This is a genomic window from Desertivirga arenae (genome assembly GCF_017355785.1).
GTDB classification, from domain to species: domain Bacteria; phylum Bacteroidota; class Bacteroidia; order Sphingobacteriales; family Sphingobacteriaceae; genus Desertivirga; species Desertivirga arenae.
In genome coordinates this window covers 861,856-877,512 of the sequence record NZ_JAFEWE010000001.1, presented here as the reverse complement: position 1 = coordinate 877,512, position 15,657 = coordinate 861,856, and the positions used below count along the sequence as shown (strand labels likewise).

The 15,657-nt window shown below is 41.0% G+C and carries 12 protein-coding genes; 6 read left to right on the top strand and 6 right to left on the bottom strand.

Translation table 11 applies throughout. The features are described from left to right. Nucleotides 1-8 precede the first annotated feature (8 nt). Nucleotides 9-938, bottom strand: coding sequence for a hypothetical protein (locus J4N24_RS03420; RefSeq protein ID WP_207532220.1), 930 nt, complete (start codon nucleotides 936-938; stop codon nucleotides 9-11). A 161-nt stretch (nucleotides 939-1,099) separates the two neighbouring features. On the opposite strand from J4N24_RS03420, the gene proS reads away from it, so the two are divergent. Further along, nucleotides 1,100-2,572, top strand: coding sequence for a proline--tRNA ligase (gene proS, locus J4N24_RS03415; RefSeq protein ID WP_207532219.1), 1,473 nt, complete (start codon nucleotides 1,100-1,102; stop codon nucleotides 2,570-2,572). Nucleotides 2,573-2,629: 57 nt separating this feature from the next. On the opposite strand, the gene J4N24_RS03410 is transcribed toward proS, so the two are convergent. Beyond that, the gene (locus J4N24_RS03410) at nucleotides 2,630-3,280 is read right to left on the bottom strand and encodes a nitroreductase family protein (RefSeq protein WP_207532218.1); all 651 of its coding nucleotides are present in this window, start codon (nucleotides 3,278-3,280) and stop codon (nucleotides 2,630-2,632) included. A gap of 94 nt (nucleotides 3,281-3,374) precedes the next feature. On the opposite strand from J4N24_RS03410, the gene J4N24_RS03405 reads away from it, so the two are divergent. The 3 genes from J4N24_RS03405 to J4N24_RS03395 all read left to right on the top strand — a co-directional run bounded on the left by J4N24_RS03405 (nucleotide 3,375) and on the right by J4N24_RS03395 (nucleotide 4,733). Then, entirely contained in the window at nucleotides 3,375-3,797 is a 423-nt protein-coding gene (locus tag J4N24_RS03405) for a winged helix-turn-helix transcriptional regulator (protein ID WP_207532217.1), read from the top strand. Between the two features lie 81 nt (nucleotides 3,798-3,878). After that, a complete protein-coding gene (locus J4N24_RS03400) occupies nucleotides 3,879-4,427 on the top strand; it encodes a cob(I)yrinic acid a,c-diamide adenosyltransferase (protein WP_207532216.1) in 549 nt (182 codons plus the stop codon). Nucleotides 4,428-4,511: 84 nt separating this feature from the next. Beyond that, nucleotides 4,512-4,733 carry a DUF2795 domain-containing protein gene (locus J4N24_RS03395; RefSeq protein ID WP_002996718.1) on the top strand — a complete coding sequence of 74 codons (222 nt, stop codon included), beginning with the start codon at nucleotides 4,512-4,514 and terminating at the stop codon, nucleotides 4,731-4,733. Nucleotides 4,734-5,619: 886 nt separating this feature from the next. On the opposite strand, the gene J4N24_RS03390 is transcribed toward J4N24_RS03395, so the two are convergent. Beyond that, a complete protein-coding gene (locus tag J4N24_RS03390) occupies nucleotides 5,620-6,444 on the bottom strand; it encodes a universal stress protein (protein ID WP_207532215.1) in 825 nt (274 codons plus the stop codon). 129 nt (nucleotides 6,445-6,573) lie between these two features. Further along, nucleotides 6,574-8,256 (bottom strand): energy-dependent translational throttle protein EttA, encoded by a 1,683-nt coding sequence (gene ettA, locus J4N24_RS03385; protein WP_207532214.1) that lies wholly within the window; start codon nucleotides 8,254-8,256, stop codon nucleotides 6,574-6,576. A gap of 189 nt (nucleotides 8,257-8,445) precedes the next feature. Between ettA and J4N24_RS03380 the strand changes: the two genes are divergently transcribed. Next, the gene (locus J4N24_RS03380) at nucleotides 8,446-10,974 is read left to right on the top strand and encodes an ATP-dependent Clp protease ATP-binding subunit (RefSeq protein ID WP_207532213.1); all 2,529 of its coding nucleotides are present in this window, start codon (nucleotides 8,446-8,448) and stop codon (nucleotides 10,972-10,974) included. A gap of 156 nt (nucleotides 10,975-11,130) precedes the next feature. Beyond that, nucleotides 11,131-13,869: a DNA gyrase/topoisomerase IV subunit A gene (locus J4N24_RS03375; protein WP_207532212.1), complete on the top strand. Its 2,739-nt coding sequence runs from the start codon at nucleotides 11,131-11,133 to the stop codon at nucleotides 13,867-13,869. A gap of 39 nt (nucleotides 13,870-13,908) precedes the next feature. On the opposite strand, the gene msrA is transcribed toward J4N24_RS03375, so the two are convergent. Both msrA and J4N24_RS03365 read right to left on the bottom strand, forming a co-directional pair. Further along, entirely contained in the window at nucleotides 13,909-14,454 is a 546-nt protein-coding gene (gene msrA / locus J4N24_RS03370) for a peptide-methionine (S)-S-oxide reductase MsrA (RefSeq protein WP_207532211.1), read from the bottom strand. A 114-nt stretch (nucleotides 14,455-14,568) separates the two neighbouring features. Further along, on the bottom strand, nucleotides 14,569-15,621 hold the full coding sequence (locus J4N24_RS03365; RefSeq protein WP_242691483.1) for a hypothetical protein: 1,053 nt from the start codon (nucleotides 15,619-15,621) through the stop codon (nucleotides 14,569-14,571). Nucleotides 15,622-15,657: the final 36 nt, after the last annotated feature.

Sequence of the window (15,657 nt, the reverse complement as noted above, 5' to 3'; positions counted from 1 at the left end):
TTTAATACTTAGTTGCCTCCTCTCGAAGGACGTGAACCTGAATTATTTCCACCACCGCTGCTGCTATTTCCGCCGCCATAGCTGGAAGGTGCCGGAGCTGAGCGTTCAACCGGTGCTGGTCTTTCAGTACGGGTTTGTGGTTGAGTCTCCCTGGTTGAACTGGTGGAAGGCTGTCTTTCTCTTTGAGTATTATAATCCGGACCAGAAGGTCTCGGTCTTCTGTAGCTAGGTTCTTCGCCAGAACTACTGGTTCTGCCGTTTCCATTAGTTGAACTTCTTGGTTGACCTCCAGTTATTATCGTTCCTCTTCCTGAAGAGCGGTACACATCCGAACCTCCTCTTGTTGGCCTTGGGCCATAATTAGGATTGGACCTTCTGTTATATACATACCCAGGGTATACATTATAGTAGGAGTAAGGCCCCCAATAGTTGCTAGCGTATGGAGCTCCGTAATATCCCATGTAAAAATTGTCATAGTATCCGTAGCCACCCCAACGTGGATAAGCACCGAATCCTAATGAAAGGGATATTCCTCCCCGATAGTACCATGGATCATAAAAGAATGGATCATAACGGTAAGTATACCATGGATTATAAGAATAAGCGTACCAGCTGTCATAGTAATTTGACCTCCATGGAGAACGACCGTAGAAGCGGTTTAGACGTGATGCATAGCCGTAGTCATAATTGTAGTCATCATAGTAACTATTATCGTAACGGTCATCCGCGTAGTTGCCGCCGCCGTACAACTGCTCGTCCGTGCGATAGCTCTTCTCCTCTCTGCGTTCTTCTCTGACTGCAAAAGTTACTTCTTTCGCCTTTGCTTCTGTAAAATACACATCATCCTCATTGCTCTGTTGCTGGGCAATTTTTTGTGTAGAGCAGGATCCCAGCAATAATGCTGAGATTGCGAAAACGGGTAATAGTAATTTTTTCATTGTTGTGTGTGTTTGAACTCTCTCTGCAAATCCCCCTCAGCATGACGAAACCTGGTGAGAAATGGTTGCATCAATTAATATAAATACCTCGGTTAGTTTTATAACTTTGCGCCTCCGATATTTGTGTTAAAGTTACAAAAAAAATCATTTCAAAACATATTATGAGTAAGGGAATTACAAGTAAAAATGAAGACTATTCACAGTGGTATAACGAACTGGTGACAAAGGCCGACCTTGCAGAACATTCTGCTGTAAGAGGCTGTATGGTTATCAAGCCCTATGGATATTCTATCTGGGAAAAAATGCAGGCTGCTTTAGACAAAATGTTTAAAGATACCGGACATTCCAATGCTTACTTTCCACTTTTTATTCCCAAATCATTTTTCTCTAAGGAAGCATCTCACGTTGAAGGTTTTGCTACTGAGTGTGCAGTTGTTACTCACTACCGTTTAAAGAACGATGGTAATGGAAACATTATTGTAGACGAAGAAGCTAAACTAGAGGAAGAACTGATCGTTCGTCCAACCTCTGAAACAATCATTTGGAATACGTATAAAGGCTGGATCCAATCCTATCGCGATCTTCCTATTCTCGTTAATCAATGGGCTAACGTTGTACGTTGGGAGATGCGCACCAGGTTATTCCTAAGAACTGCCGAATTTCTTTGGCAGGAAGGGCATACTGCACACGCAACTTCTGAAGAGGCTATAGAGGAAGCAGAAAGAATGCTGGATGTATATGCTGATTTCGCTGAGAATTTTTTAGCTGTTCCTGTAGTGAAAGGAGTTAAAACGCCAAACGAACGTTTTGCGGGTGCTGTAGAAACGTATTGCATCGAAGCATTAATGCAGGATGGAAAAGCACTTCAGGCCGGTACTTCCCATTTCCTTGGTCAGAATTTTGCAAAAGCATTCGACGTAAAGTTTACCAACAAGGAGGGGAAACAAGACTTTGTTTGGGCTACTTCCTGGGGTGTTTCAACTCGCTTAATGGGTGCCTTGATCATGGCTCACTCTGATGACCAGGGACTCGTACTTCCTCCAAAACTGGCACCTATTCAAGTGGTGATCGTGCCTATTTACAAAGGAGACGAGGAATTTGCAAAGATCTCAGGGGTAGCGGATCAATTATCGCAAGCCTTAAAACAAAAGGGTATATCTGTAAAATACGACGACCGGGAAACACAAAGACCTGGGTTCAAATTTGCAGAATACGAACTTAAGGGAGTCCCTGTTCGTGTGGCAATCGGGGGTCGGGACCTTGAAAACGGAACGGTAGAACTGGCTCGTCGCGATACTAGGACAAAGGAAACGGTTAACAGGGACGGTTTGGCGGAAAGGATTGAGGATCTTCTTGAGGAAATCCAAACCAATATTTATCAAAAGGCCCTGAAGTTCCGCGAGGAGAGCACTACTGAGGTGAATTCCTACGAAGAGTTTAAGCAGGTATTAGATTCAAAAGCTGGTTTTGTAGCTGCTCATTGGGATGGTACTCCTGAGACAGAACAAAAAATTAAGGAAGAAACGAAAGCAACAATACGTTGCATTCCTCTAAATAACAAGCAGGAAGAGGGCGTTTGTATCTATTCTGGCAAACCTTCTACTCAAAGGGTGCTATTTGCAAGAGCTTATTAAAAAGTATAAATGAAAACGGGGCCACAAAGCCCCGTTTAAAAATATCTTCTTTAATCCCTACGCTACTTTCGACTCAAGCTCTTCATCGGAAATAAATAATTTCTCTTTAGCTGTTCTTACCTTTGGAAGGTTAAGCAACCAGTCATTTTCCGGATCTCTGTAACCTAATGGAAGTAAGCTTACGCTTTTTAATCCTAATGCTTCTAAACCTAGTAATTCGTCAAGTGCTTGTGCGTTAAAGCCCTCCATCGGTGTGGCATCTACTTGTTCTGATCCGGCAGCAACCAAAGCTGTTCCTAAGGCGATATAAGATTGTCGTGCAGCCCAGTTGAAATTTTGTTCTGCTGAATTATTTAGAAAATTTTCTCCATATGCTCTCATGGTAGCTAATGAGTCTACTGAAACTTTTCTAACTTCTGCAATTCTGTTTACAAACTCATCTACCCGTTGGGGAGTGATATTGTCCCAGGCGGCAAAAACTAAAAGGTGAGAACTTTCTGTGATTTGCGCTTGGTTATTAGCAACTGCCTTAATTTTTTCACGCAGTTCTTTGTCTTTAATAACCAACACATTATACGGTTGCATGCCGATGGATGATGCTGAAAGTCTTACGCTCTCTAAAATACGCTCTAGTTTTTCTTCCGGAATCTCTTGTCCGTTCATGCGTTTAGTTGCATAACGCCAGTTTAATATTGATAAAATGTCCATTTCTCGTGTTCTGTTTAATAGTTACTTTTGATAACTCAAAAATATTTAGTAACTTAGTTCCAAACAATAAGGCACTATTTTAATACTTAGTTATATGGAAGTAACTATTGGCAAAACACGAGCTAAGGCGAGTCCGGAAGTTGTAAAAGGTCATTTTCCTGACAAATTCAAGACAATGCAGTGTCCAATTACGAATGTTTTAGATCGTATCAGTGATAAATGGTCTATCCATACGATCATTCTGCTGGGTAAATCAGAAAAGCTGCGATTTAGTGAATTAATGAAAGGGATACACGGAATTTCTCAGCGCATGTTGACGGTTACTTTAAGAAGCCTTGAGGAGGATGGATTGGTAAGCAGGCAAGTTTTTGCTGAAATTCCACCGAGAGTAGAATACCAGCTAACCGACTTGGGAAGAAGCCTGCTCTCTCAGCTTATTCACTTATCCGAATGGGCCTCAGAAAATATGACAAAAATCTTTGAATCAAGGGAAAGATATAAAACTGAAAAAGTTTAATTTGCTGCCCTGATCGATTAAAGTCGATAAAGGTATGATGCTTTGCTTTATAAATGAGACTTTCAAATCTTAAGCTATTTCATGAAGATATATACTAAGACAGGCGATAAGGGACAAACGTCTTTGATTGGTGGTGTGCGGGTTCCCAAATATCATCTGAGGATTGAAAGTTATGGAACAATTGACGAACTGAATTCGTATATCGGTTTGATACGGGAGTACGAAATCGACCTTCACCATAAATCAGTGTTGAAAGAGGTGCAGGACAGGTTGTTTACAATAGGTTCTGTTTTGGCTTCGGATCCTGAGAAATCAAGGATGAAATTGCCTGATTTAAAGGAGGAGGATATCTTAATGCTCGAGCAGGAGATGGATAGGATGGAAGTTCTGCTTCCTGAACTAAGGCATTTTATTCTGCCGGGAGGAGGTAAGGCTGCTTCTTTTTGCCATGTTGCCCGCTGTATCTGTAGAAGGGCGGAGCGGTTAGTGGTGCATTTGGCGGAGGAGAGTTATGTTAATGAAATTGTGATGGTATACTTGAATCGTTTAAGTGACTACTTATTCGTTTTAAGCAGGAAGGTGTCTTTAGATGCAGGAAGCGAAGAAAATGTCTGGCTACCACGATTTTAAAACTTAAAAAAATTATTTTAAATTCTTATATTTTTTATTATACTTTTGCGACAAATTTTTGAAGCTAAACCCTAAGTAAGTAATATGTATTGGACACTAGAATTGGCATCGCATCTGGAAGACGCTCCATGGCCTGCTACAAAAGACGAGTTGATAGACTATGCTATCCGTTCAGGCGCACCTGTTGAAGTGATTGAAAACTTACAGGCCCTTGAAGATGATGGTGAGCCTTATGAAAATATCGAAGAGATTTGGCCTGACTATCCAACTAAAGATGACTTCTTCTTCAACGAAGACGAATATTAGAAATTGAGCCTTCGCTCGAAACGGCATAATGAATTGAATGCCTCGAGGCAAAATTCCATTGCTTAATTTTACACAAGCCCTGTTATCAGCAGGGCTTTTTTTGGATTTAAGGGCCCTGGTTATCTGTTATACCGCTTTTGGCTCCTTTTTATTACGTAGCTATTGACCGGATTTTTTTGTACCTTAGTTTGAAAGATACCCCCTATTCCTTTTCCTTTCCTCTTTTGACTTTTCTCTTTCTATTTACAGTGACCTTATAGCGACCTTACAGCGATGTTATAGCGACCTTATAGCGATATTTCTTCGTATTTCATTCCTAACTAAGCCGTACATGCTTCGCCCATAGCTCAGGCATAACCTAAGGCGTGGTGCCTGTGAATGGCCTACTGTAAGCCGTGGTTCCGAACTTTACCCGAACCAAACCCGAACCAGACTAGAAGATTTGCTTAACTTGAGGCTAACAAAATTCGGATATTGTTCTTAACGGGCGCGTTGTAGGCAGCCTGAAACGTCCAGTTGTTCTCTGCACTCCAGCTCATTAAGTCTGTTGTTCAGAATGTTGACTTCATTAGCCACAATATCATAATGAAACTGGTTGTTGCCGGGAAACTTCTCGTTGTGACCGAGTTTGATTTCTGCGTTTAAGGCCTCAATGCTTTCGAAGCGTTTAAACAGGCGTTTCTGTCCGTGTCGTTTAAATAGGATATGCATTTAAATTCAACAGCAAGGGTGGTTAATTGTGTTCAGGTTTTTTATAATAGTTTTGTGACAAGGAATAGTCCCCTACAGAAGGATCAGGTGAGCAGGATGTATCTGATAATAGCTGATATTTTAAAAAAATGCTGTACTTATACTCTAAATACAGCATTTCAAAAGGTGTTAGTTCTTAGCCTGGAATAGCAAGCAGAGGTATTCGTGTCTTGAATGCCATTTCAAGAGTTTTGCTTTTGTGGAATAGTGAATTCCAGAAACCGTACTTATGAGGTGACATCACTAGTAGATCAGCTTTGAAATCACATATTCCTTTTTCAAGTCCGGCAATAATACTTTTAGCTTCTATATCCTTATACGTATGGTTTAGGGTACTGATAGAATTTTCTAACAATTCGAGAGTTGCTGTTCTTGTAATAAACTCTTCATCAGATTCTACCTGGTTTTTGCATATGTGAAGTATTTGAAGTTCTGATTCAAAGGCTGTAGCTAATTCTTTTAAGCCTGCCAGATTCTTCATCAGTGGAATAGAATGGTAGTCGCAAGCGTAGAGGATTTTCTCAGGGAAGCTGAAGATTACTCCTTCAGGAACGATCAGTACAGGTATAGTTGAATTAGCAATGATTGTGTTGGATACATTTTCCGTCGACAGATAAGCACTGTAATCTTTCTTCCTTCCCATAATGATCATGCTGGCATTCTGCTTTTCCGCAAACTCAGCTAAGCTGTCCTCAGACAGAGAGGTAAGTGTGCTGCAGTTGAGAGGAACTTCGTATCTGTAGGATGCTGCCTCTGCATAGCTTTCTAAATGTTCCTGATTGTTCTTGACCAATTTGCTCATAGCCGTAGGACTAACCCTGGCATTTAAAACATGAATGCTGAACTGGTAGTAATTTAGAAGAGTGATTTTTGCTCTTGTAAATTTTGCAATGAATGAGGCGTATTTTAATGCTACCTCTGAGCTTTCGGAAAAGTCGGTAGCTACTATAATGGTTTGCATAATACTGGTTTTATTGAATAAAAATACCAGCAATTACACGCAATAAAAATGACCCCAATCACGTCTAAAAGCGACAAAGCCCCGCTATCCATGAGAAATGCGGGGCTTTGATTTGATATTAATTACATTCTAAGCGATGAGTTTCTTGTACTTGATCCGCTTTGGACCTGAATCGCCTAATCTCTTTTTCTTGTTCTCTTCATAATCACTGTAATTACCCTCGAAGAAGTATACCTGTGATTCGCCTTCAAATGCAAGTATGTGGGTGCAGATCCTGTCAAGGAACCACCGGTCGTGGGAAATGATCACTGCACAGCCTGCAAAATTTTCCAAGCCTTCCTCTAATGCCCGTAAGGTATTCACGTCGATATCATTGGTGGGCTCATCCAGAAGAAGGACATTCGATCCTTTTTTAAGGGTAATGGCAAGATGGGCCCGGTTCCTTTCTCCTCCCGAAAGTACACCTACTTTTTTCTGCTGATCAGCTCCGTTGAAATTGAATTTAGACACATAGGCTCTGGAGTTAATTGGGCGGTTTCCTAAAAGGATAGACTCATTTCCTCCTGTTATATTTTCCCAAACTGACTTTTCAGGATCAAGATCGTTATGCATCTGATCAACATACCCCAGTTCTACTGTTTCACCAACCCGGAAGGTTCCGTTGTCAGGAGTTTCTTGCCCCGTGATCAAACGGAACAATGTAGTTTTACCCGCACCGTTAGGACCGATAATTCCAACAATACCGTTTGGAGGAAGAGTGAAGCTTAGGTTTTCAAATAGGACTTTATCTCCGTAAGCTTTGGTTACATTCTGAGCTTCAATAACGATATTTCCTAAGCGTGGACCGGGAGGGATAAATAGCTCCAGTTTTTCTTCTTTCTCGCGTCCTTCCTCGGAAGCCATTTTTTCGTAGTTGGCAATACGGGCTTTAGATTTAGCGTGGCGGGCTTTGGGAGCCATACGTACCCATTCCAACTCTCTTTCAAGAGTTTTCTGACGCTTGCTTTCTGTTTTTTCCTCTTGAGCAAGTCGCTTAGACTTCTGATCAAGCCACGAGGAGTAATTGCCTTTCCATGGAATTCCTTCGCCTCGGTCTAGTTCGAGTATCCAGCCTGCAACATTGTCCAGGAAATAACGATCGTGTGTAACGGCGATTACGGTTCCTTTATAGTGTTGCAAGTGTTGCTCCAGCCAATCGATCGATTCTGCGTCCAGGTGATTGGTCGGCTCGTCTAATAGAAGAACGTCGGGCTCTTGCAGGAGTAAACGACATAATGCTACTCGTCTGCGTTCACCGCCTGACAAAGTGGCAATCTTAGCATCTGGATCAGGTGTCCTTAATGCATCCATAGCGCGTTCAAGCTTGGAATCTAGTTCCCATGCTCCAGTTGCATCAATTTTATCCTGAAGTTCACCCTGACGTGCCATAAGTTTATCCATTTCGTCTGGATTCTCATACACCTCAGGAAGACCGAACTTTTCGTTGATTTCCTCATATTCCTTCAGGATAGAAGTGATTTCAGCTACTCCTTCCTCTACAACTTCCCGGACTGTTTTTTCAGGATCCAGTTCAGGCTCCTGTGCTAAATATCCTACGCTGTAGCCGGGAGAGAAAACTACTTCTCCCTGAAAAGATTTATCTAAACCTGCTATTATTTTAAGCAATGAAGATTTACCTGAACCGTTTAAACCTATAACGCCAATCTTGGCGCCATAGAAAAAGGATAGATATATGTTCTTAAGTACTTGTTTCTGTGGAGGGTAAATCTTATTTACACCAGCCATCGAAAAGATTATTTTTTCGTCTGCCATTTTTGCTTGAAAAAGAGATCCAAATATCGTGATTTACCGTACTTCATAGCAATTTTTATTATATTAGAGTATTATCATACATCTATAGTCCTTTGGCTTAATTGTTGATAAATTTTTTACACTTATCGCCCTTTGATTTATGAAACATTTTGATAGATTAGGGCGTTCAACACACAGAAAGGTTTTATAATGGAAGCTAAATTTTCACCTCGTGTCAAAGACGTAATATCATACAGTAGGGAAGAAGCGTTGCGGCTGGGACATGATTACATTGGCACCGAACATTTGTTACTTGGCCTTATTCGCGAAGGCGATGGAATGGCTATAAAAGTACTGAAAGCGTTGGGTGTTGATACTGTACGTTTGCGTCGCTCTATTGAAGATGCTGTAAAAGGTACTTCGGGCACAACAGCAAATCTGGGGAACATTCCCCTAACGAAGCAGGCAGAAAAGGTTCTTAAAATTACATATCTTGAAGCCAAAATCTTTAAGAGCGATGTGATTGGCACAGAGCATTTACTGCTTTCAATCTTACGTGATGACGATAACATCGCCTCACAGATCCTATTACAGTACAACGTAAATTACGATGTATTTAAAGCAGAAGTAGAACAGAATAAAGAAGGTTTCAGAGATGAAATGCCTGGTTCCGCTGCTGGAGACGACGATTTCCGTGAGGAGGAGTCTTCTTTCAGTCAGCCTAAAAAGGTTTCTGATATCAAATCTAAAACTCCGGTTCTCGACAACTTCGGTCGTGATTTGACGAAAGCTGCTGAAGAAGGAAAGCTTGATCCGATCGTTGGTCGTGAGAAAGAAATTGAGCGTGTTTCTCAAATCTTATCACGTCGTAAAAAGAACAATCCGATCCTTATTGGTGAACCGGGTGTTGGTAAGTCAGCTATTGCTGAAGGTCTTGCACTTCGTATTGTTCAACGTAAGGTATCAAGAGTTCTGTTTAATAAACGCGTTGTTACGCTTGACCTTGCTTCGTTGGTTGCCGGTACAAAATACCGCGGTCAATTCGAAGAAAGAATGAAAGCTGTAATGAACGAGCTGGAGAAATCTCCCGATGTGATTTTATTCATCGATGAGATCCATACTATTGTAGGTGCTGGTGGCGCCTCTGGTTCCCTTGATGCATCTAACATGTTTAAGCCAGCTTTAGCTCGTGGAGAGATCCAGTGCATTGGTGCTACTACATTAGATGAGTACCGTCAGTATATCGAGAAAGACGGAGCGTTAGATCGCCGTTTCCAAAAGGTAATGGTAGAGCCTGCTACTCCTGATGAAACCATCGAAATTCTGAACAGGATTAAGGAGAAATACGAAGAACACCATGCGGTTACTTATACTCCTGAAGCAATCAATGCTTGCGTAAGTTTAACATCTCGTTATATCACAGATCGTTTCTTACCGGATAAAGCTATCGATGCTTTAGATGAAGCAGGTTCTCGCGTTCACTTAACCAATATCCATGTTCCTCAAGAGATCATAGACATTGAACAAAAGATCGAGGAGATCAAAGTTGAAAAGAACAAAGTAGTTCGCAGTCAGAAATACGAAGAAGCAGCTAAGCTTCGCGATACTGAAAAGAACTTACTTGAAGAACTTGACAAAGCTAAAGCTGCCTGGGAAGCTGAAACGAAAACAAAACGTTACACGGTAACTGAAGACAATGTTGCTGAAGTAGTGGCGATGATGACAGGTATTCCTGTTCAACGCGTTGGTCAGACAGACAGCCAGAAATTACTGGCCATGCCTGAACTAATGGCTGGTAAGATTATTGGTCAGGACGAAGCGATCAAAAAGCTTACTAAAGCGATTCAACGTACTCGTGCCGGATTGAAAGATCCTAAAAAGCCGATCGGCTCATTTATCTTCTTAGGTCCTACCGGAGTTGGTAAAACTGAATTGGCTAAAGAATTAGCACGTTTCATGTTCGATAGTGAGGATGCTTTGATCCAGATTGACATGAGCGAGTACATGGAGAAATTTGCAGTATCTCGCTTAGTTGGTGCGCCTCCGGGATACGTAGGTTACGAAGAAGGGGGGCAGTTGACTGAAAAAGTTCGTCGTAAGCCATACTCAGTAGTTCTTTTAGACGAGATCGAGAAAGCTCACCCGGATGTTTTCAATATCTTATTACAAGTATTGGATGAAGGTCAGTTGACAGATAGCTTAGGAAGAAAAGTTGACTTCCGTAATACTATCGTGATCATGACTTCAAACATCGGTGCCCGTCAGTTGAAAGATTTTGGTCAGGGTGTTGGTTTCACTACGAATGCCAAAGCTTTACAAGCTGATACTCACTCGAGAGGAGTTATTGAAAATGCGTTGAAACGCGCTTTTGCTCCTGAGTTCTTAAACCGTATTGATGATGTGATCGTGTTTAACTCTCTTACCAGAGAAGACATCTTCAAAATTATCGATATCGAACTTAAAGCTTTATTCTCAAGAGTTCACGATCTTGGATACAATATTGAACTTACTGAGAAAGCGAAAGATTTCATTGCAGACAGAGGATATGACTCTAACTTTGGTGCAAGACCACTGAAACGTGCTATTCAGAAGTATCTTGAAGATCCTATTGCAGAAGAGATCCTTAAAGGAGAACTTGTTGCAGGCGACGTAATGGAAGTAGATTACGTAGTTGAAACAGAAGAGATCAAGATCCATGTGAAGCATGCAGATATTCAAAGTAGTGAAGAGGAGAAGTAATTCTCTGTTTACTACCTGAAAGAAAAGCCCGGCCGTAATAAGCCGGGCTTTTTGTTTTTACGTATTTCTGAAATGAGCATAAAAATGAAAAATCAATCGCTGACTCATTTACCTAAAACTACTATCTTTACTCGTTTTATGAGTTTTTAGAAAAGGATGAGCGACGAAACTTTAGACAATATTGATAACGACGAGAAATTACACAACGTTACTTCGATCAACGGCCTGTATGAGAACTGGTTCCTTGATTATGCGTCGTATGTAATTCTTGACCGGGCTGTTCCGCACATTAATGATGGTTTAAAACCAGTGCAGCGACGAATCCTCCATTCTCTTGAGGAGATGGATGATGGGAGGTTCAACAAAGCCGCTAATGTCATTGGTAACACCATGAAGTATCACCCGCATGGAGATGCGTCCATTGGTGATGCCATGGTTCAGATCGGACAAAAGAATTTGCTGATCGATACCCAGGGTAACTGGGGTGATCCCATGACCGGCGATTCCGCGGCGGCTCCCCGTTATATAGAAGCCAGATTATCTAAGTTTGCCAAAGAAGTTGTCTTTAATCCGGATACAACAGAATGGCAATCCAGCTACGATGGTCGAAACAGGGAACCTGTAACTCTTCCAGTAAAATTCCCTTTATTGTTAGCACAGGGTGCAGAGGGTATTGCGGTAGGTTTAGCAACTAAAATTCTTCCTCATAACTTCGTAGAGCTTATCGATGCCTGTGTTGAGGTGTTAAAAGGGAATAGACCAAATCTTCTTCCTGATTTCCCCACCGGAGGAATGGCTGATTGTTCAAATTACAATGAAGGGCAACGTGGGGGGAAAGTAAGGGTAAGGGCCCGGATTGAAGAAAGGGATAAGAAAACCCTTGCAATTACCGAAATTCCGTTTACCACCACTACCGGAAGTTTGATCGATAGTGTCATATCTGCGAATGATAAGGGCAAGATTAAAATTAAAAAGATTGAGGATAATACAGCGGCCAATGTAGAGATCATTATCCATCTGGCTCCCGGAATTTCTCCGGATGTTACCATTGATGCTCTGTATGCTTTTACAGATTGCGAAGTTTCAATCTCTCCGAACACCTGTGTTATCCATGAAGATAAGCCACACTTCTTAAGTGTAAATGATATCCTGATCTCCAATGCAGAGCATACTAAAAGTCTTCTAAAACAGGAACTGGAGATACGTTTAAATGAATTAAAGGAGAAGATCTTTTTTAGTTCATTATTGAAAATCTTTATTCAGGAGGGGATGTATAAACATCCCGACTATGAGAATTCTGGGAACTTTGAAGTGGTGGTTCAGGTTCTTAATAAACTGTTTGAGCCATTTTTTCCTCAGTTTTACCGCGAGATTCTTCCTGAAGACTACAAGAAGCTCATCGATAAGCCAATGAGCAGTATCACCCGCTTCGATGTTAAAAAGGCGGATGAACAAATGAAAGCCTTGTCTGATGAGATCAAGGAGGTTACTCATAACTTAAAGCACCTTACCGATTATGCGATTGCGTGGTTTGAAAGAATAAAAGCGAAGTACGGAGAAGGGCGGGAGCGAAAAACGGAGCTTAGGACTTTTGAGAAGGTTGAAGCTGCCCAGGTTGCCCTCGCTAATGTTAAGATCTATGTAAACAGAACTGACGGGTTTATCGGAACAAGTCTGAAGAAAGATGAATTCGTGTGTGATTGTTCTGATATAGATGAAATAATTGTATTCCGCGAAGATGGGCGCTTTATTGTAACTAAAGTTCAGGAGAAAATTTTTGTAGGTAAGGATATTATTCACGTAGGTGTGTTCAAAAAAGGTGATGAACGCACAGTGTATAATATGATCTATAAGGATGGAGAAAGTGGCGTATCCTATATTAAACGTTTTAATGTACTTGGAATAACCAGAGACAAGGAGTACGATCTGACCAAGGGGACTAAAGGCACGAGGGTGTTGTATTTCACTGCTAACCCTAACGGTGAAGCTGAAATAGTGACGGTTCAACTTAAACCTCATTCCAAACTTCGCAAGTTGCAAATGGACATGAGCTTTGCCGACGTTGCAATAAAAGGAAGAGGTTCTATTGGTAACACGGCAACCAAGTTTCCAATTAAGAAAGTGCTTCTAAAGGCTAAAGGGGTTTCTACTCTCGCTGGAAGAAAGATTTGGTACGACGAAATACTTAAGCGTCTGAATGTAGATGGTCGAGGGAAATTCCTTGGAGAATTCGACGGTGCAGATAAGATCCTCACTGTTATCGGTAATGGAACTTACGAGCTTACTTCGTTTGACTTGACCAATCATTTCGATGATAAGATGATTTTGATCGAGAAATATGATCCTGAAAAAGTTTATACGGTAATACACCTGGATGGTAAGTCAAAGAATTACTACGTGAAACGTTTCATATTTGAGGATATAGCGATAGGCAAAATAGTAAGTATTATCAACGAAGAGCCTGGTTCAAAGCTGGTCCTTATTTCAGGCGCAACACAACCTATTGTTCAGGTAACTCAATCGAAAGGAAAAGGGCAAAGTTCCGAAGCTGTTGAAATTAATCTCTCCGATGTGATCGATGTAAAAGGTATGCGAGCTCAGGGAAACCGGCTTTCACCGCAGGACATCAAGTCAATAGAACTTGTAGCAGAGCATGACGATCCGGAGGACGTACCAGACCCTGTTCCAGAAACTCCGCTGGAAGAAATAGTTGAAGCAGAAAAGCAGGATGAAGAAGCAGAAAGGGAAATTGTGACTTCAGATGACGAGGATGCTGAACTTGCAGCTAAAGCAACCGGGACAGAAACAGAAGAGTCTCCTAAGAAAAATATCTCTTTAGAAATAACAAATCCTGAAGATATAGACATGGATAAAGGGCAGTTAGGTTTGTTCTAAAAGAAAAAGGTTCAGAAGACAATTCTGAACCTTTTTCTTTTACTGAAACTCTGGTTTAAGTTTATCCTTAAACTGTTTGATGAACTTATCAAGCTTGGGCTGAATAACGAATGCGCAATAGGATTGGCCACTATTGAGATTGAAGTAATTCTGATGATATCCTTCTGCCTTATAAAAATCGCTCACTGGAACTACCTCTGTGACAATCGCACGATCATAAACTAACTCTTTGGTTAGATTATCGATCATCTCATTTGCCTGGTCCCTTTGCTCGGTGGTGTGATAGAATATAGCAGAACGATACTGTGTGCCAATATCATTTCCCTGACGATTTAAGGTAGTAGGATCATGAGTTTTAAAGAATACCAAAAGTAACTCCTCGAAGGAGATTTCTGCAGGATTATAATCTACCTGAATTACCTCTGCGTGTCCTGTATCTCCATTACATACGTCCTTATATGTTGGATTTTCAAGTGTACCTCCCATATATCCAGACTCTACTCTTGAAACGCCTTTTAGTTTTTGAAATACCGCCTCAGTGCACCAAAAGCACCCAGCGCCGAATGTTGCTGTTTCTAATGCCATCTCATTTATTTTAAATAATCTACGAACTTTTGATTTCGTCAGATCTTGTAAGTTACATACAAATAAAAAGGGCAGAATGTTATTTCTGCCCTTAGTAATGTCATTTTTCTATGGTTATTGATATTGAATATAGAGTGGAACTGGTTTTAATTTCATTAACTCTTCTGGGGTCATCATTCTATTGGGTGCCTTTTTCAAGTCATTTTTATAAAATAACTTGAATCCTGTGAATTGGACTGGCTCTTTAAATATATGATTTCTATAGGTTCCTAACTTTAATTCAGGCTCGCCCCATCCATCCATGTGAACTACAAACTGTACTTCCGGATGTAGCTTAATGTTTTTGTAATTGGTCACCATCCCCTGGGTGAAGCGGTGTAAAACGAAAACTTTAGGTGGCAGCTTATTTTCTCTCACAATGCGGGCAAGATAATCTGTTGCATAATTTATTTCTTCTGCATCGTATGTTCCAATTTTTCTGCCGGGAGGAACTCCCTTTTTGCGCATCGCAAATTCTGGGTCGATACCTAAATGAACATGCGACATCTTTAAATATTTCTCAAATCTTGGAAGCTCTTTCTGAATAGTGCTAAGTCCAATCTGAATATCTAAAAAGAGAATAGCATTCTCCATTTTAGCTATGGCCAATGCCGAATCGATCTGCTTCTCTGGCATACGATTAACGTAAGCTCCGTCTTTACCTGCAGTACCACTGGCAACAGTTGCGATATAATGGATTCCTTTTTGTACAGGAGTTTTAGGATCTACGCGTTCCCAGTGTTTAACTTCAGCATTAAGCCTTCTCCACATTTCCTTGGGCGCGTACTCTCCTAAAGCACCCATTTTCTTTGAGTGCATATTGCCATAGTAAACAACTATTCGTTTAAATGGAAGAATAGCACCTGGAAGAGGGTAAGGTTGATTCTTTACCGGCCATTTGCCAGTAGTATCTCCATTAGCATTTTCTCTTAACTTCTGATTGTATTTGCCGGTATCTACTGCAGCTGTAGTAGTTGCTGCCGAGTCTGCTGAAGCTGAGCTGTCTTTTACACTAGCTGCATTGCCTGACCCTTTTGAATTGCCGCCCGCTTTGGTCGTACTATCTGTGCAGCTTACAGTAGCTAAACCAACTGCTAAACCTAAAAATAATATATACTTGTTTGTCATTGTCAGATGTTTTTTGATGCAAAATAGCCGATGTTA